Raw genomic sequence first — 16410 nt, 5'->3', positions numbered from 1 at the left:
ATCAGCCCGCCTGTCCGGCGCGTTTGACGCGCAGCACGGCGAGCGCCGCCTCGGCGGCCCCGCCCCCCTTGTTCATGTCGCTGACCCGGGCGCGGGCCCAGGCCTGTTCATCGTTCTCAACCGTGAGAATGCCGTTGCCGAGCGGCAGCCGCCGCTGCACGGACAGATCCATCAGTGCCCGCGAGCTTTCGCCGGCGACAATATCATAATGGCCGGTTTCGCCCCGGATGACGCAGCCCAGCGCCACGGCCGCGTCCCACGGACGGCCCGTGGCCACGCCGGCGTCGAGCAGGATGGCGATGGTCGAGGGGATTTCCAGCGCGCCCGGCACGGTGACCACTTCTGCTGTCGCCCCCGCCGCTTCAACCGCCGCCACGGCGCCGGCGAGCAACTCGTCGGCCAGATCTTCGTAGTAGCGCGCCTCGACGATCAGAACGCGTGCGCCGGCTAGCGGCGTCTTGGAGGCGGCGGAGCGGCGCGGCGCTACCATGGAGATGGCCTTTCAGGTGGCGGTGGAAACCGGCCGTCCGCAAAACGGATCAGCCGGTCCGGCGCATATCGTTCGTTGATTATAAATCACTGTGGGAGGCGTCAGTAACCCTTCGCCTGCGCCTCCGCAAGGCGCGCGGCGTAGCGGGCCATCATGTCAACTTCCAGGTTGATGCTGTCGCCGGGCTGGCGCAGCCCCCAGGTCGTCACCTGCAAGGTATGGGGGATCAGCAGCACCGAGAAGACATCGTCCTCCACCGTGTTGACGGTGAGCGAGGTTCCATCGATGCAGATCGAACCCTTCTCGGCGATGTAACGGGCCGTATGCTTCGGCGCGCGCAGGGTGAAGCGCGAGGTTTCGCCCCAGGTCGCGTCGGCGTCGGTTACGACCTCGCGGGCCAGCAATTCGGCCATGCCGTCCACATGGCCTGTGACGATGTGCCCGCCAAGCTCGTCGCCAATTTTCATCGCCCGCTCCAGGTTGAGCCGGCCGCCGACGGCCCAGCCGCCGGCATTGGTGCGCGCCAGCGTCTCGGCGGCGATATCCACGTCGAACCAGGCGCCCGCGGCGCCGTCGGCCCAGACGTGCGGACCAACGGCGACGACCGTGAGGCACGGGCCGCCGCAGGCGATGGAGGCGCCGATATCAATGCCGGCCGGATCATAATGCGAGGCGATGCGCAGGCGGCGCAGCGATCCCTGGTGGTCCCCGGCGGAGAGAATTTCGCCCACGTCGGTGATGATGCCGGTGAACATCAGTTGACCCTTTCAAATATCTGCACTGTGTCGTCGCCGACCGTTCCTGTTTCGACCATGCCCATGGCGTCAAGGGCTATCCGCAAATGGGGGCCAATCGCCGCCACGCCCTGATCCGGCGGGCCATCGAAATGCGACGGGCCGGTGAGCAGCGCAACTTCGTCCACCAGGCGGGCGGCGGCAAGCGCCTCGGCCAGGGCTGGCCCGCCCTCGCAAAACACCCGCGTCACCCCCCTGGTCCCGAGCAGTTGCAGGGCCATGGCGAGATCCGGCCGGCCATCGGCGGTCGCGCCGACGCGCATCACCTCGACGCCGGCGCGGGCCAAAGCGATCTCCGGCGCGACCGGCGCATGTTCAGCGGCGATGATCCAGGTGGGGACCCGCCCGGCGTCCTGGACGATGCGGGCGGCGGGCGGCGTGCGCAACATGCTGTCCAGCACCACCCGCACCGGCGACATGGCCTCCATGCCAGGCAGGCGCACGGTGAGGTCCGGGTCGTCGGCAAGAATGGTGTTGACGCCGGCCAGGATGACGTCGGCGCGGGCGCGCATCAGATGCACCCGGGCCCGGGCTTCCTGGCCGGTAATCATCAGGCGCGGGCCATGGCGGCGGCCGGCGACGCCGTCGCGGGTTTGCGCCAGCTTCAGCAGAACTGCCGGGCGGCCCTCGCGCACCCGGGTGAAATGGCCGATGTGATCGCGTCGCGCCTGTTCGGCGCCAATACCGATGAGCACTTCAACGCCGGCCTCGCGCAGCCGGCCATGGCCAAGCCCCGCGACCAGCGGATTGGGATCCTCGATGGCGGAGACGACGCGGGCGACGCCAGCGGCGATGATGGCGTCAGCGCAGGGGCCGGTGCGCCCCACGTGCGAACAGGGCTCCAGGGTGACGTAAAGGGTGGCGCCGCGCGCCGCAGCGCCGGCGCGCGCCAGGGCCACGACCTCAGCGTGGGGGCGCCCGCCAGGCTGGGTGGCGCCGCGCCCGAGAATCACATGGCTGCGCGGATCGACCAGCACGGCGCCAACCGCAGGATTGGGCCAGGCCAGCCCCAGATTGCGCCGTCCCATGGCCAGCGCGTCGCGCATGAAGCGCCTGTCCAGCGCCAGGCTGTCCGCCATTCCCTGCCCCTTCCCCGTGTGGTCTGGCCCGCCCCCAGGCCCGCCAGCATTTTTTCTGTCCCCGAATGATGCGCGTGCGCTCCGGCCGGCGCGAACGGCTCACGACCAGCGCGCGATCCCTGTCATGCGCTCCGTCTCATTCATCAGCCCCGTCGGCGCGGGCGCGCAGCTTGCGCACCACCGCGCCCGTTCCTGCTTCGCCCTGCTGCTCCAGTTCGCCAATCAGCTCGCCGAACTCCCGCGCCTCGCGGAAATTGCGATACACCGAGGCGAAGCGCACGTAGGCGACGCTGTCGAGCCCCTTGAGACCAGCCATCACCAGTTCGCCGACGGTTTCGCTGGGAATTTCCGTCTCGCCCATGCTCTCGAGCTGGCGCACGATGCCGTTGATCATGCGCTCCACCTGGTCCGGCTCAACCGGCCGTTTGCGCAGGGCCACCTGCACGGAGCGCTGCAGCTTGTCGCGATCGAAGGGCGCGCGCTTGCCGGAGCGCTTGACCAGCACGAGTTCACGAAGCTGCACGCGCTCGAAAGTGGTGAAGCGGCCGCCGCAATCCGGGCAGACGCGCCGGCGGCGGATGGCCGCCGAATCGTCGGTGGGACGGGAGTCCTTCACCTGGGTGTCGAGACTGTCGCAATACGGGCAGCGCATGCGCGAACCTCCCGGAACTGGTCACATCGAAGTGGTGGGGCCATTGCCGCAAAAACTGATGTCGCTTTTGCGTCGGGACGGCCCGGGACCTGTCCCCTGCCTGTAATCCCGGCGGACAACTGCTGGCAAGGTCTCACGCGCCGCGCCAGCCATGCCACATTGGCGCGCCGCTGTCCCATGTTGCGCGCCGCGTCCTGCGGGCGCGCGACATGCAGGCGGAACATGGGCGCGCAAGCCACCGCGTTCAGGCAAGGCGCAGCCACCAAATGACAACGCCGTCGCGCAGGGCGACGGCGTTGCGGATTTCTGTCCGGACTCGCTCCCGGGTGTTCCCGGGAACAGCCTCAGGCGTAGATCGGGAAGCGGCCGGTGAGCTGCTTCACCTCGGCGGTAACCTCGGCCTCAACGGCGGCGTTGCCGGCCTCGCCATTCTTCGCCAGGCCGTCCAGCACCTTGACGATCAGTTCGCCGATGCGGGTGAACTCGGCGACGCCGAAGCCGCGCGAGGTGCCGGCCGGCGAGCCGAGACGGATGCCCGAGGTCACCATCGGCTTTTCCGGGTCGAAGGGAATGCCGTTCTTGTTGCAGGTGATGTGGGCGCGACCCAGCGCCGCCTCGGCGGCCTTGCCGTTGAGGCCCTTGGGGCGCAGGTCCACCAGCATCAGATGGTTGTCGGTGCCGCCGGAGACGAGGTCCAGACCGCCAGCGCGGATGGCCGCGGCCAGCGCCTGGGCATTGTCGACCACTGCCTTCGCATAGGCGCGGAACTCGGGACGCAGCGCCTCGCCGAAAGCCACGGCCTTGCCGGCGATCACATGCATCAGCGGGCCGCCCTGCAGGCCCGGGAAGATGGCGGAATTGATCTTCTTGGCGATGTCCGCATCGTCCGAGAGGATCATGCCGCCGCGCGGGCCGCGCAGGGTCTTGTGGGTGGTGGTGGTGACCACATGGGCGTGCGGGAACGGCGACGGGTGGGCGCCGCCAGCGACGAGGCCGGCGAAATGGGCCATGTCGACCATGAAATACGCGCCGACCTCGTCGGCGATTTCACGGAAACGGGCGAAGTCCCAGTGGCGGGCGTAGGCGGAGCCGCCGGCGATGATCAGCTTCGGCTTCTCGGCGCGGGCGATGCGGGCCACCTCGTCCATGTCAACGCGGTGGTCATCCTTGCGCACGGTGTAGTGCACCGGGCGGAACCACTTGCCGGACATGTTCGGCGGGGCGCCGTGGGTCAGGTGACCGCCAGCGGCGAGATCAAGGCCCATGAAGGCGTCGCCAGGCTGGAGCAGCGCCAGGAACACCGCCTGGTTGGCCTGGGAGCCGGAATTGGGCTGGACATTGGCGAAGCCGCAGCCGAACAGCTTCTTCGCCCGGTCGATGGCCAGGTCCTCGGCGATGTCGACGAACTGGCAGCCGCCGTAATAGCGCCGGCCCGGATAGCCTTCGGCGTATTTGTTGGTGAGGACGGAGCCCTGCGCCTCCAGAACAGCGCGCGAGACGATGTTTTCCGATGCGATCAGCTCGATCTCATCGCGCTGGCGACCCAGCTCCAGATCAACGGCGCGGGCGATTTCGGGATCGCTCTCGGCCAGCGAGGCCCCGAAGAAGCTGTTGGACAGATGCGGACTGGTCCCGGTCATGAGCGCCTCGCCATACGCCGGCGCATGCGGCGCAACGGCGCGCCCACGCCAACCGGCTCCAGAAAAATCATGCGGCGCGCCAGTAAAGGCCGCCGCCAAACCGTCACAGGCATTTCTGGCGTCATGCCGGCGGCCCGTTGCGGGCGCCTGGAAAGCGCCGTCCGCCAATACGTCCATGGCCCGCGTCCTGCGCCGCGCGCCCTGCACCTGCTTCATTTTGGCCGACGCCGCGCTCTTATCACGACGCCTGCCCCCCGCCAACCGCCGAAACGTCGCGGCTGGGGCTACAAATGCGAACGGCCCGGGAAAGCCCGGGCCGTCTGGAGGCGCCGCTCACGCGGTTGGCGCCCTGTTCTGAAAACGTCAGTGCGCCGCCTCGGTTTCCTCCGCAGCGGCGGCGGCCATCGCCGCAGCCGGGCCAAGGCCGTCGCGGTTGTAGATGTCGTCGCGGAACTGGGCCACGCCCTCGGGCGTCGCCCAGGAGGTGATATAGGTCCAGTAGATCGGCAGCGGCGTCGACAGGGTGGCGTCGATGCGCTTGCCCGAATCAATCGCGGCCTGGATCGACTGGGGGTTCCAGCCGGGCGTTTCCTGCAGCAGGAAGGCGACGTAGTCGCGCACGTTCTGCAGACGCACGCAGCCCGACGAGACGAACCGGAAATCGTCGCCGAACACGCCGCGCGCGGGGGTGTCGTGCATGTAAACCCCGTGCGGATTGGGGATGTTGATGCGCACGAAGCCCATCGAATTGATGTCGGCGCCCGGATCCTGACGGAACATGTAGCGCGTCGCTTCGGTGGAGTTCCAGTTGACCTGCGAGGGCGGAATCTCGACGCCGTTCGAATAGATGCGGATCTTCTGGTCCGTCAGATAGTTCGGATCCTTCCGCATCTTGGGAATCAGATCCTTGCGGATGATCGACGCCGGCACGGTCCAGAACGGATTGAAGTTCACCTGGGTGACCTTGGCGTTCATGATCGGCGACTGGCGGTCAATCTTGCCGACGCCGGCGGCGTGACGGCTGACCACGTGATTGTCGGCGACGGTCTCAACCAGCGCCGCCGGAATGTTCACCACCGCATAGCGACGTCCCGGATTGCCGGAGAGCGAACGCAGACGGATCAGGTTCGTTTCCATCTGGCGCAGGCGCGTGGCCGCCGGCACGTTCATCGCGGCAATGGTCTGGTTGTTCAGCGTGCCCGTGGCGTTGAGGCCATGGCGCTGCTGGAAACGCTTCACGCCCGCTTCAACATAGCTGTCGAAAACATCCTGGGCGCCGCCGGAGGCCTGAAGGTCGCCCGAGGCGGCGAGGCGCTGGCGCAGCGTGACGACGGCTGGCCCCTTCGAGCCAAGGCGCAGTCGCTGGCCGGCCTGAACCGCGCCCCAGCCGCCGCGCCCCACCGCGTCGCGCAGACTGGCGATGGCCTGCTCGGTCGCAGCCACGGTTTCCTGGGAGAGCAGCGGCGTGGACGAGCGGGCAAGCCGGCTGTTGGTGCCGGAGTCATAGCTCTGCGTCCATTCGCTCTGGTCGTCGAAAGCGAATTTCTGGGCGAAGGCGGGCCCAATGGCGAGGCCAGTCGCAGCCGAGGCGGCGCCAAACAGGAAGGCGCGGCGCTTCATCGAAAAGGTCTTCTCGTTCATTGTCCTGGAATTCATCGTCCTGAAGCCGTGCAGGTTGGAGCCGCGCAGGCCTGCCCGCGCCAGAGCATGTTCAAGCGAACCCGGCGACAGCCTGCGGCGCGCCCCCTTGATGGAGACGTCCTGGTTGGCGCCAAATGCATGGATTACCCTCGTAAACCCATGGTCTTACCAAACCATGATCAGCAGGGCCTTTTTGTGGCGCGGAACAACGGAAACGGCGCGCGCGGCGCCACGACTCCAGCGGCCATGGGCGTTGGACCTGGCCTATCTGGTTGATCCTGAAGCAATATAGCCAGCTTGCGCCGAATAACCACGCCGGCGCCAAAACGACCGGCAACCGCCACATACGCGGCGCTGTCGCATTCGGGCCACAGGCGCCGCGGCGCGCGCTCAGGGCGACAGCAGATCCAGCGCGCGCTCCGGCGGCCGGCAGGCAGCCGCGCCGCCAGGGCCGGCGACCACGGGCCGGTTGAGCAATGCAGGGTGGGCGGCGATGGCGTCGACAATGGCCGCGTCGGTCACTTCCGGGCGATCAAGGCCGAGCGCCGGCGCCAGTTCCTTCCAGAGATCGCCCTTGCGCCGCAAGAGGGCGCCGGCCCCGCCCTCGACCCGCGCCGCCAGCCCGGCAAGGGCGGCGCGATCAGGCGCATCCTTGAGGTAGAGCACAACGCGCGGTTCGACGCCGGCGGCGCGGATCAGCTCCAGCGCGCGACGGGACGTGGAGCACGCGGGGTTATGCCAGATCGTGACCTCGCTGGCCTGGTTCACGCCATCAATCCTGGTCCGTCATTCCTGGTCCATCATTCCTGGTCATGGGCGGCCAGCCAGGAGATCATCAGATAGAGCACCGCCAGCACGCCAAACATGGCGACGGTGAAGGCGCCGCTGGCCACCACCTGCGGCAGGAAAATCGCCAGGATCATGTGGCTCATCAGGGCCAGTAGCCACATGATGCCGCCCCAGGTGCTGGTGAGCCACAGGCCGACAGCTGCCACCAGATTGAACACGGCGAAATAGACCACCACCGCCTGGGCGCCGAGGCCGCGATCCTCGAACGGCGACGGCGACGGCGTCAGGCCAAGAATGTCCGCCCAGGCCAGCAGGCCCATCATCATCCACAGCACCGCCATCAGGCGCAGGAACCAGACGAGGATCAGCCCCCAGCGCACGCGCGGCAACGGCGAGGCGCGCAGGGCCTCGATGACGCCGCTGGCGCGCCCGCCTTCAGTCCTGGTTTCTTCGCCTTGCGCCGCCACGGGGCACCTCTTTTTCCAAATGGCGTTGTCCTGACGGGCTGATTCAGAAAACCACCCTACCCGCCTGGTCCGCCGTACTTATTCATCCCGGAGCGACCCTGTTCTCGCGGGAGGCGACGGCGGCGGGACAACCGGCGAAACTGAATCCGGTTCCCGCCACACATTATTGAATCAATGACATTTTCCCGGAGCCCCCGCCCTCCGCGCGATGCAGGGCGAAGACCGTCCCCCGGGAACCCGCCGGGCGTCTCTCAATCGAAGGTCAGCTCCGTCGGGCCGAGGGGCGCGAAATAGGCGTCGATATCGGCGGCTGACACGTCAGCCTGCGCCGCCGGCTTCCATTTCGGGTTCTGGTCCTTGTCAACGATCACGGCGCGCACGCCTTCGTAGAAATCGTGTCCGAGGGAGATGCGCGAGACGATGCGATACTCGATCCGGATGGCTTCACGGAAGTCGACGCCGCGACCGCGCCGCATCTGCTCCAGCGACAGCGCCATGCTGGTGGGTGATTTTGTGCGCATCGTGGCGGCGGTCTTGCCGGCCAGTTCCGAGCCGCCAGCGGCGGCCGCGTCGAGGCGGGCGAGAATGCCGGCAACGTCCGGCGCGCTGAACGCCCCGTCGAGCATCGCCTGGCTGGCGAGCAGCGGCGAGGTCGCCGGCCTCGCGGCGTAAGGCGCCAGCACCGCGTCCACCGGCTCGCCCGCGATCAGGCGGTCGCGGATGGCATTGAACTCCGACGACGGGGCCGCATGGGTGGCCAGCCCGAGGGCATGAGCCTCGGCCTGGTTGATGCGATCGCCGGTGACGGCGATGAACGTGCCCAGTTCGCCAGGCAGGCGCGGCAGCGCGTAGGTGGCGCCAACATCAGGGAAGAAGCCGATGCCGACCTCTGGCATGGCGAAGGTGAATTTGTCGAAGGCCACCATATGGCTGCCGTGGACCGACACGCCAACGCCGCCGCCCATGACGAAGCCCTCGACCAGAGCGACGTAAGGCTTGGAATATTCCTTGATGCGGACGTTGAGCTGATACTCCTCGCGCCAGAACGTCAGGGCGTCCTCAAGCCGGCCGCCCTTGCCCTGCTCATAGAGGGAGCGGATGTCGCCGCCGGCGCAGAAGGCGCGATCGCCAGCGCCGGTGACGATGACGCGGGTGACGGCCGGGTCATTCTCCCAGGCGTCAAGGGCTTCGCGCAGGCCGCGCACCATGGTCAGGGTCAGTGCATTGAGCGCCTTGGGACGGTTCAGAATGACAACGCCCGCTGATCCCTGGCGCTGGCAGATGATTTCGCTTTCCTGAACGTCCTGCACGACCCATATCCTTCTGAAGCCTATTCCGGCGCGGACTTTGGTCACTGACCGCCGCCGCGTCAATGCGGATGCGCGCCACGGGAGCGAGAATACAACGCCAGACAGGGATGCGATGGGGGAACGCCATGGAACGTTTCCTGAAACGATTCCTGGGGCGATCCATGGAGCGATACATGCAGCGATCTATGGAGCGTTTCCTGCCCCCTTCATGAGGCGATGCGACCCCGGTGCATTTTGCCCCGGCCCTCATGTCCTGTAGAAGGCAACAGGGGCGGAGGCCGGACGAAAATCGTCGCCACGGTCAGGCCAGCAATCAGGACGAGCGGAAAGCCAGCCATGTCGAACAGCAGACCGGGACCGGAAATCGCAGCCAATGTCGACCTCGGTCTCGTCCACAGGCCGCGCCGCAACCGCAAATCGGAATGGGCCCGCCGGCTGGTGCGCGAGAACGTGCTGACCACCAACGACCTGATCTGGCCGATGTTCGTCGCCGACGGTTCCGATCTGCGCACCCCCGTGGCCTCGATGCCCGGCGTCGACCGCCAGTCGGTGGATCACATCGTCCGCTCGGCTGTCGAAGCGGCGGAGTTGGGCATTCCCGCCATCGCCCTGTTTCCCTACACCGACGCCGCGTTGAAGGACCCCGAGGGCAGCGAAGCGCTGAACCCGGATAATCTGGTCTGCCAGGCGGCGCGCGCCATCAAGAGGGAAGTTCCGGATGTCGGCGTCATCATCGACGCGGCGCTGGACCCCTACACCAGCCATGGCCATGACGGCGTGATCGCCGACGGGCGGATTCTCAATGACGAAACGGTGGCGCGGCTGGTGCGCCAGTCGGTGATCCAGGCCGAGGCTGGCGCGGATGTGATCGCCCCCTCCGACATGATGGACGGCCGCGTCGGCGCCATCCGCGACGGCCTCGACGCGGCTGGTTTCCAGGACGTGCAGATCATGTCCTATGCCGCCAAGTACGCCTCGGCGTTCTATGGCCCGTTCCGCGACGCGGTCGGCTCCGGCGCCCTGCTGGTCGGCGACAAGCGCACCTACCAGATGGACCCGGCCAACGGCGACGAGGCGCTGCGGGAAGTGGCGCTTGACGTTGAGGAAGGCGCCGACATGATCATGGTCAAGCCCGGCATGCCCTATCTGGACGTGCTGCACCGGGTGAAGAAGGAATTCGGCATGCCGACCTTCGCCTACCAGGTCTCGGGCGAGTACGCCATGATCGAAGGCGCGGCCCGCAACGGCTGGCTCGACGGCGACAAGGCCATGCTGGAAAGCCTGCTGGCTTTCAAGCGGGCGGGCGCCGACGGCGTGCTGACCTATTTCGCCCCGCGCGTCGCACGCAAGCTGCGCGGCGCCGGCTGAGACATTCCGGGGAAAAGGAAGCGCCGCCATGAACGGCTCTGGCCCCATCGCGAACGGAACGGCGGACGACGTCTCCAGCGAGCGCCGGGAGGCATCAGGCATTCCAGCGTCTGGCGTCGTGACGCCGGCGGCCGGAGCCGGCGCGGCGCGGCGCGGCCTGTCGCGCGCCGAGGCGTTTTCAGCCGTCGGCGTTGGCGTCTGCCTGGGGCTGGCCGGCGTTGGCGCATGGTGGGCGTTCCAGCCGGCTGTGAACGAGCGGGCGGCCAGCCTCTGCCGTACGGTGATCCCGGCGCTCAATCCTTCCGACGCCGCGTTCTCGCTGGCGGCGCCCCGGCCGGGCGCTTCCCGCTCCAGCGTGCGCATCGCCTACACGGCGCAGACCGCCGATGGCCGGTTGCGCCACCGGGAGGTCTCCTGCCGCTACGCCGCGAGTGAAGACGGCGCCCGGGTGCGCCTCACCGGCGTCGCCACGGAGCGCGGCCCGCTGGCCGAGGCCAATTTTTATTTTCTGCGCCGCTTCTATCTGGAGGCCAGCGACGGCCCGCCGCCGGACCCGGCCGCCTCACAGGCCGTCGCACCGCGCCCCTAGAGCGCTTTCCGCTCAGAATTCGCTCACAAAATACAAGCTCCAGGCTCCAGGCGCGCGCTGCGGGCGGGACATGACGCCAGCCCCGCCATTGCAACCGCAATTCACTACTTAAAAATATGGCCCGGGCGCGCATATATAGGACGTGAATGCAAAGGCGCGTCCGCACGGGCGCGCCAGGGCCAGTAGAGGAACGGCAAGACAAAATGGCGAATACGGATCTGACGACAGGCGGCCGGGGCGAGCGGGCTGGCGGTGGGCGCACCAGCGGCGTGCTGACGTCGCGGCTGTTCGCCTGGCTGATCGACCTGGTCATCATCGCCCTGTGGACGGTGATGCTGGCGGTCATCGTTGGCGTGCTGGGCTTTTTGACCTTTGGTCTGGGCTGGTTCCTGTTCGCCCTGGTCGTTCCGGCCTCTGGCATCATCTACAGCATGGTGACGGTCGGCGGCTCCAGGCAATCCACCATCGGCATGCGCATGCTGGGCATGCGGGTGATGCGCGCGGACGGCGGCCGGGTCGACGCCATTACCGCCGGCGCGCACGCCCTGTTCTTCTACCTGGCGGCCAGCACCGGCCTGCTCTGGCTCGCGGATGTGGTGATCGGCGTGATTGATGACCGGGGCCGGATGGGCCACGATTATCTCGCCGGCCTGGTGGTGGTCTGGAACGACTGACCTGACGCACTGACCTGACGCTTCGCGACCGGATGGCAGCAACCGGTCGATCAGGATGCGGGACACAGGAACCCCGTGAACATGGGGGCGCTTGCGGCGCCCCTTTTTTTGTCTGGCCGCCGCGCCAGCCGTTCCTGCGGCAATATCCGGCGGCAATATCGGCCCCCCGCAAAACCCATTCTCCGGACGGGCTGGCGATGTTAGGCTGGCATCGGCGGCGAATGTTTCGCTGCGTCCAGCCACAGGGGACCAGCGTGACCACCCATCCGCGCGAGACGCCCCAGTTCTATCTCACCGGACCGGCGACCTGTCCCTATCTGCCCGACCGGCAGGAGCGGAAGGTGTTTACCCATCTGGTCGGCCGCCGCGCCGTCGGGCTGAACGATCTGCTGAGCCAGAACGGCTTTCGCCGCTCGCAGACCATCGCCTACCGGCCGGCCTGCGAGGGCTGCGCCGCCTGTGTCTCCGTGCGGGTGGTGGTTGATGATTTCGCCCCCGGCAAAAGCTTTCGCCGGGTGCTGCGCGCCAACGCCGACCTCGCCGGCGTCATGGAGCAGCCAGCGGCCACGGCAGAACAATACTGCCTGTTTCGCGACTACCTGACCGCCCGGCACCACGATGGCGGCATGGCCGACATGAGCGTGCAGGATTACGTCACCATGGTCGAGGACAGCCATGTGGACACCCGGCTTGTCACCTGGCGCCGGCGCGGCCCCGACACCGCCATCAATGGTCGCGGCCAGGGACCGCTGGTCGCCGCCGCGCTGACTGACGTGCTCAGCGACGGCCTGTCGATGGTCTATTCGTTCTACGATCCGGCCGAAGAGCGCCGCAGCCTCGGCGCCTTCATGATTCTCGATCACATTCGCCGGGCCCGCGAGATGGGCCTGCCCTATGTCTACCTCGGCTTCTGGGTCGATGGTTCGCGAAAAATGGCCTACAAAGCGCGCTTCACGCCGCAGGAACGCCTCACCGGCGCGGGCTGGAGACGCCACGAATGACCCTGGACAGCGCAAGCCGTCTCGCTGACAAAGCCCCTTCCTCCCAATCCCCGCCCATCACGCCGAAACGCCCGGTCCGCCTGCCGGTCATCGATGCGGCGCGCGGCGTCGCTTTGGCCGCCATGGTGGTTTACCACAGCGCCTGGGACATCACCTTTTTCAACCTGGCGCCCATTGATGCGGTGAACTCGCCGTTCTGGCGCAATTTCGCCCATGGCATCGCCAGCAGCTTCCTGTTCCTGGTCGGCGTCAGCCTGGTGCTCGCCAGCCAGAGCGGCGTCAACGGGAAGGCCAGTTATTGGAAGGCGGGTTACTGGAGATCCTGGAGCAAGCGCCTGGCCATGGTGGCCGCCGGCGCGGCGGCGGTGACGCTGTCCACCTGGTTCACCAACCCGCAGCAGTTCATTTTTTTCGGCATCCTGCACTGCATCGCCGCCGCCAGCATTCTGGCGCTGCCGTTCCTGCGCGCGCCATGGCCGATGACGGCGCTGGCCGGCGCCGGCGTCATCGCCCTGCCGTTCTTCTGGAACTCACCGCTGTTCAGCCACGGCCCGCTGATTATCACCGGCCTCGCCGATGTGGTTCCCAACACCGCCGACTGGGTTCCCATTTTCCCCTGGTTCGGCGCCGTGCTGCTTGGCGTGGCGGCGGCGCGGGCCTGCCTTGCCTGGTTTCCCGCCACGGCGGCTGGCCGCTGGCGCGACACGGGGCGCATTGGCAGGACGCTGACCTTCGCCGGCCGGCACAGCCTGATCATCTACCTGACGCATCAGATCGTGCTGATGGGCCTGTTCGGCGCCATTGCCTGGCTGGCCGGCCCGTCGCAGGCGGCGCTGGACATGCGGGTGACGCGCACCTGCCATTTCGCCTGCTCGGCCAACGCCAGTTCCGAAAGCTTCTGCCAGAAGTATTGCGACTGCCTTGTCGGCAGCCTGCGTCAGGACGGGCTGTCCGCGCCGGTCGTTTCCGGCGACATCACGCCGGCCGGTCGCGCGCGGCTGGGGCAGACCATCGACCAGTGCAGCGAGGCGGCGAAGGCTCCGTGAGCGCCCGCCTCAAAGGCCGCCAGATCAAGGCCCTGTCAGTGGTTGCGCCCGGCGGAGGCAAAATCGCTTCCGGCCTGAAGACCCTGGAAGTCCGGCGTTGGACCCCGCCCCTGACGCCGGCCGACGACCTGCTGATTGTCGAAAATAACCGCTTCCTGCGCCAGGCTGGCGATGAGGACCCGGATGGGCGGGCCGTGGCGATCGTGCGGGTGGCCGCCATCCGGCCGTTCACCCGCGCCGATATGGCCGCCGCCTGCGCCAGCGCTTACGCGGACGGCTGGCTCGCCTGGGAACTGGTGGACATTCGCCCGGTCGCCTGGCCCGCAGCCGTGCTGGCGGCGCGGGATATTTATCTGATCGACTGGCCGGAACGGCCGTCCAGGCAGCCCCTTCTCCAGACATGAAAATGGCCGGGCAAGCCCGGCCATTTTCGTCATGCGGAACCTGGCCGTCTGGCGCTGTTTACAGCCCCACCACCAGCTTGGCGATGATGTCGCGCTGCACTTCTGACGAGCCGCCGAAGATGGTGAAGGCCCGGCTGTTGAGATATTCCGGCACCACCGGCAGTTCGATCTCCGGCAGGGTCGCCCGGTTCAGGCCATACAGCGGCCGGGCGGGCTCCCACACCAGGGCGTCATAGCCGAGAACATCGACGGCGAGGCGCGTGATGGCCTGCTTGATCTCGCTATTGCGCAATTTGAGCAGCGAGGACACGGCGCCGGGGTTCTGGCCGGTCTGGAGCGCCGACATGATCCGCAACTCGGTCAGCTCCAGCGCGTCGATGTCGATCTCGATCTCCGAGATCTTCAGCACCAGCGCCGGATCGTCGATCGGCTGGCCAGGCGCCTCGCCGTTCGCCATGTCGATCACGTGCTGCAGGCCGCGCCGCAGGCGGGCCGCGGCGATGCCGCCGCCGCGCTCGAACTCCAGCAGGTATTTGCCGTAGGTCCAGCCCAGCCCTTCCTCGCCGATGCGGTTCTCCACCGGCACGCGCACGTCGTCGAAGAAGACCTGGTTGACCTCGTGATCGCCGCCGATGGTCAGGATCGGCCGGATGGTGATGCCCGGCGAGGTCATGTCAATCAGGATGAAGCTGATGCCTTCCTGCTTGCGGCCGGTGTCGTCCGTGCGCACCAGGGCGAACATCATGTTGGCGTGGTGGGCGTGCGTCGTCCAGATCTTGGTGCCGTTGATGACGTAGTGATCGCCATCGCGCACGGCGCGGGTCTTCAGGGACGCCAGATCGGAGCCTGAACCGGGCTCGGAGTAACCCTGACACCAGTAGTCCTCGCAATTGAGGATGCGCGGCAGGTACTTCGCCTTCTGCTCCGGCGTGCCAAACCGGATGATGACCGGGCCGACCATGGCGACGCCCATGGGCGACACGCTGGGCGCGCCGGCCTTCGCGCATTCGGTGGCGAAGATCCAGCGCTGCGCAGGCGTCCAGGTCGGGCCGCCAGCCTCCGGCGGCCAGCCAGGCGCGGCCCAGCCCTTCGAGGCCAGGGCGCGGTGCCACGGGTCGGAGATTTCCTTGTCGGAGAACACGGACGGCGTCAGGCCCTGGGCCCGCTTCATGTCGGGCGTCAGCGCGGAAGCGAGGAATTCGCGGACTTCCTCGCGGAAGGCCTTTTCCTCATCAGAGAACGAGAAATTCATGGGAGCTCAACTCCTGTCGCCTCGCCGCTCCCGGAAAACGGGAATGGCGCAGCGCGAAAAACACTTCAGGCGGCGCGGCCGGCGGCGCTGAGGGCCGCATGGCGCTTCAGATGATGATCCGCACCGCCGAACATGGCGTCGAAGAACACCACGCGCTTGAGGAAAGCGCCGATCTCCAGCTCTTCGGTAACGCCCATGCCGCCATGCAACTGCACCGCCTGCTCGGCGACATAGCGCGCGCCACGGCCGATCTTCGCCTTGGCGCCGGAAACGGCGCGGGCGCGGATCACGGGCTCCGCATCGGCGAACAGGGCGGCGCGCAGGGCCAGCGAGCGCCCCTCCTCCACCGCCACGGCCATGTCGGCCATGCGGTGGCGCAGCGCCTGGTTGACCGACAGCGGCTTGCCGAACTGCTCGCGGGTCTTGATGTAGGCGGCGGTGGTCTCCACCAGCGTCTGCATCATGCCCACGGCCTCGGCGCACAGCGCCGCGGTGGCGTGGTCAATCGCCGCTTCGATCACCGGCAGCGCATCTTCACGGCCGCCAAGCAGCGCGTCGGCGCCAAGGCGCACGCCAGCGAGGCTTATCTGCGAGACCATGCCGCCGCCAAGCCGCGGATCCGTCGTCAGCGTCACCCCTTCCGCGTCGCGCGGCACGAGGAACAGGCCAATGCCCTTCGCATCGGCGCGATTGCCATGAATGCGGGCGGAAACGATGAGCAGATCCGCCTCGTCGGCGTCGAGCACGGCGGTCTTGGCGCCGTCGATCACCCAACCGTCAGCGTCCTTCACCGCATGGGTGGCCACATCCGCCAGATTGTAGCGCGCCTGGCGCTCGCTGTGCGCGAAAGCGATGCGCAGCGCGCCTTCCGCCACCTTCGGCAGCAGGTCAGCCTGCTGGGCCGGCGACCCGGCCGCCGCGACGGCGCCAGCGCCGAGGATCACCGTGGAGACGTAAGGCGAATCAACCAGCCCCTCGCCGAAGGCTTCCATCAGCATGCCAACCTCAACGGCGCCGCCGCCAAGGCCGCCATGCGCCTCCGGCAATGGCAGGGCGAGCCAGCCCAGATCGGCGAACTCCCGCCAGGTCGCCGCGGAAAAGCCTTCGCCGGTCTCCGCGCGTTTGCGGCGGGCGTCGGCGTTGTATTGGGCGCGGACAAAACGCCCTGCGCTCTCACGCAGCAGGCGCTGCTCTTCGGTGGGGGTGAGATCCAT

At 67.7% G+C, this 16410-nt stretch carries 17 protein-coding genes; 6 read left to right on the top strand and 11 right to left on the bottom strand.

The window, feature by feature from the left end:
* Nucleotide 1 precedes the first annotated feature (1 nt).
* From ribH to ACERNI_RS16240, 9 genes are all read right to left on the bottom strand, one after another.
* Complete coding sequence (gene ribH / locus ACERNI_RS16280) at nucleotides 2-490, bottom strand: 6,7-dimethyl-8-ribityllumazine synthase (RefSeq protein WP_448834307.1); 489 nt, start codon at nucleotides 488-490, stop codon at nucleotides 2-4.
* A gap of 101 nt (nucleotides 491-591) precedes the next feature.
* The gene (locus ACERNI_RS16275; RefSeq protein WP_448834306.1) at nucleotides 592-1245 is read right to left on the bottom strand and encodes a riboflavin synthase; all 654 of its coding nucleotides are present in this window, start codon (nucleotides 1243-1245) and stop codon (nucleotides 592-594) included.
* Nucleotides 1245-2363, bottom strand: a complete 1119-nt coding sequence (gene ribD / locus ACERNI_RS16270; protein ID WP_448834305.1) for a bifunctional diaminohydroxyphosphoribosylaminopyrimidine deaminase/5-amino-6-(5-phosphoribosylamino)uracil reductase RibD — start codon at nucleotides 2361-2363, stop codon at nucleotides 1245-1247. The genes ACERNI_RS16275 and ribD overlap by 1 nt, the downstream gene beginning before the upstream one ends.
* Before the next feature lie 136 nt (nucleotides 2364-2499).
* On the bottom strand, nucleotides 2500-3015 hold the full coding sequence (nrdR, locus tag ACERNI_RS16265; protein ID WP_448834304.1) for a transcriptional regulator NrdR: 516 nt from the start codon (nucleotides 3013-3015) through the stop codon (nucleotides 2500-2502).
* A gap of 344 nt (nucleotides 3016-3359) precedes the next feature.
* On the bottom strand, nucleotides 3360-4655 hold the full coding sequence (glyA, locus tag ACERNI_RS16260; RefSeq protein WP_448834303.1) for a serine hydroxymethyltransferase: 1296 nt from the start codon (nucleotides 4653-4655) through the stop codon (nucleotides 3360-3362).
* A gap of 363 nt (nucleotides 4656-5018) precedes the next feature.
* Nucleotides 5019-6296, bottom strand: coding sequence for a L,D-transpeptidase family protein (locus ACERNI_RS16255; RefSeq protein ID WP_448834302.1), 1278 nt, complete (start codon nucleotides 6294-6296; stop codon nucleotides 5019-5021).
* A gap of 390 nt (nucleotides 6297-6686) precedes the next feature.
* Nucleotides 6687-7064 carry an arsenate reductase (glutaredoxin) gene (gene arsC, locus ACERNI_RS16250; RefSeq protein ID WP_448834301.1) on the bottom strand — a complete coding sequence of 126 codons (378 nt, stop codon included), beginning with the start codon at nucleotides 7062-7064 and terminating at the stop codon, nucleotides 6687-6689.
* A gap of 32 nt (nucleotides 7065-7096) precedes the next feature.
* Complete coding sequence (locus ACERNI_RS16245) at nucleotides 7097-7552, bottom strand: DUF6163 family protein (protein WP_448834300.1); 456 nt, start codon at nucleotides 7550-7552, stop codon at nucleotides 7097-7099.
* A 251-nt stretch (nucleotides 7553-7803) separates the two neighbouring features.
* Nucleotides 7804-8862 (bottom strand): enoyl-CoA hydratase/isomerase family protein, encoded by a 1059-nt coding sequence (locus ACERNI_RS16240; RefSeq protein WP_448834299.1) that lies wholly within the window; start codon nucleotides 8860-8862, stop codon nucleotides 7804-7806.
* A 336-nt stretch (nucleotides 8863-9198) separates the two neighbouring features.
* Here ACERNI_RS16240 and hemB point away from each other — a divergent pair, with 336 nt between their 5' ends.
* The 6 genes from hemB (at nucleotide 9199) to ACERNI_RS16210 (ending at nucleotide 13944) form a co-directional block, all read left to right on the top strand.
* Entirely contained in the window at nucleotides 9199-10230 is a 1032-nt protein-coding gene (gene hemB, locus ACERNI_RS16235) for a porphobilinogen synthase (protein ID WP_448834298.1), read from the top strand.
* 28 nt (nucleotides 10231-10258) lie between these two features.
* Nucleotides 10259-10819, top strand: a complete 561-nt coding sequence (locus ACERNI_RS16230) for a hypothetical protein (RefSeq protein WP_448834297.1) — start codon at nucleotides 10259-10261, stop codon at nucleotides 10817-10819.
* 203 nt (nucleotides 10820-11022) lie between these two features.
* Complete coding sequence (locus ACERNI_RS16225) at nucleotides 11023-11493, top strand: RDD family protein (RefSeq protein ID WP_448834296.1); 471 nt, start codon at nucleotides 11023-11025, stop codon at nucleotides 11491-11493.
* Between the two features lie 254 nt (nucleotides 11494-11747).
* The gene (locus ACERNI_RS16220; RefSeq protein ID WP_448834295.1) at nucleotides 11748-12494 is read left to right on the top strand and encodes an arginyltransferase; all 747 of its coding nucleotides are present in this window, start codon (nucleotides 11748-11750) and stop codon (nucleotides 12492-12494) included.
* Nucleotides 12491-13540: a DUF1624 domain-containing protein gene (locus ACERNI_RS16215; RefSeq protein WP_448834294.1), complete on the top strand. Its 1050-nt coding sequence runs from the start codon at nucleotides 12491-12493 to the stop codon at nucleotides 13538-13540. The genes ACERNI_RS16220 and ACERNI_RS16215 overlap by 4 nt, the downstream gene beginning before the upstream one ends.
* The gene (locus ACERNI_RS16210) at nucleotides 13537-13944 is read left to right on the top strand and encodes an ASCH domain-containing protein (RefSeq protein ID WP_448834293.1); all 408 of its coding nucleotides are present in this window, start codon (nucleotides 13537-13539) and stop codon (nucleotides 13942-13944) included. Before ACERNI_RS16215 ends, ACERNI_RS16210 begins: the two co-directional genes overlap by 4 nt.
* Before the next feature lie 58 nt (nucleotides 13945-14002).
* Here ACERNI_RS16210 and ACERNI_RS16205 read toward each other — a convergent pair whose 3' ends face one another.
* Nucleotides 14003-15196 carry an acyl-CoA dehydrogenase family protein gene (locus tag ACERNI_RS16205; protein WP_448834292.1) on the bottom strand — a complete coding sequence of 398 codons (1194 nt, stop codon included), beginning with the start codon at nucleotides 15194-15196 and terminating at the stop codon, nucleotides 14003-14005.
* Between the two features lie 65 nt (nucleotides 15197-15261).
* The gene (locus tag ACERNI_RS16200; RefSeq protein ID WP_448834291.1) at nucleotides 15262-16410 is read right to left on the bottom strand and encodes an acyl-CoA dehydrogenase family protein; all 1149 of its coding nucleotides are present in this window, start codon (nucleotides 16408-16410) and stop codon (nucleotides 15262-15264) included.

The sequence above is a fragment of the Camelimonas sp. ID_303_24 genome, assembly GCF_053543495.1.
This window is presented reverse-complemented; position numbering and strand designations above follow the sequence as displayed.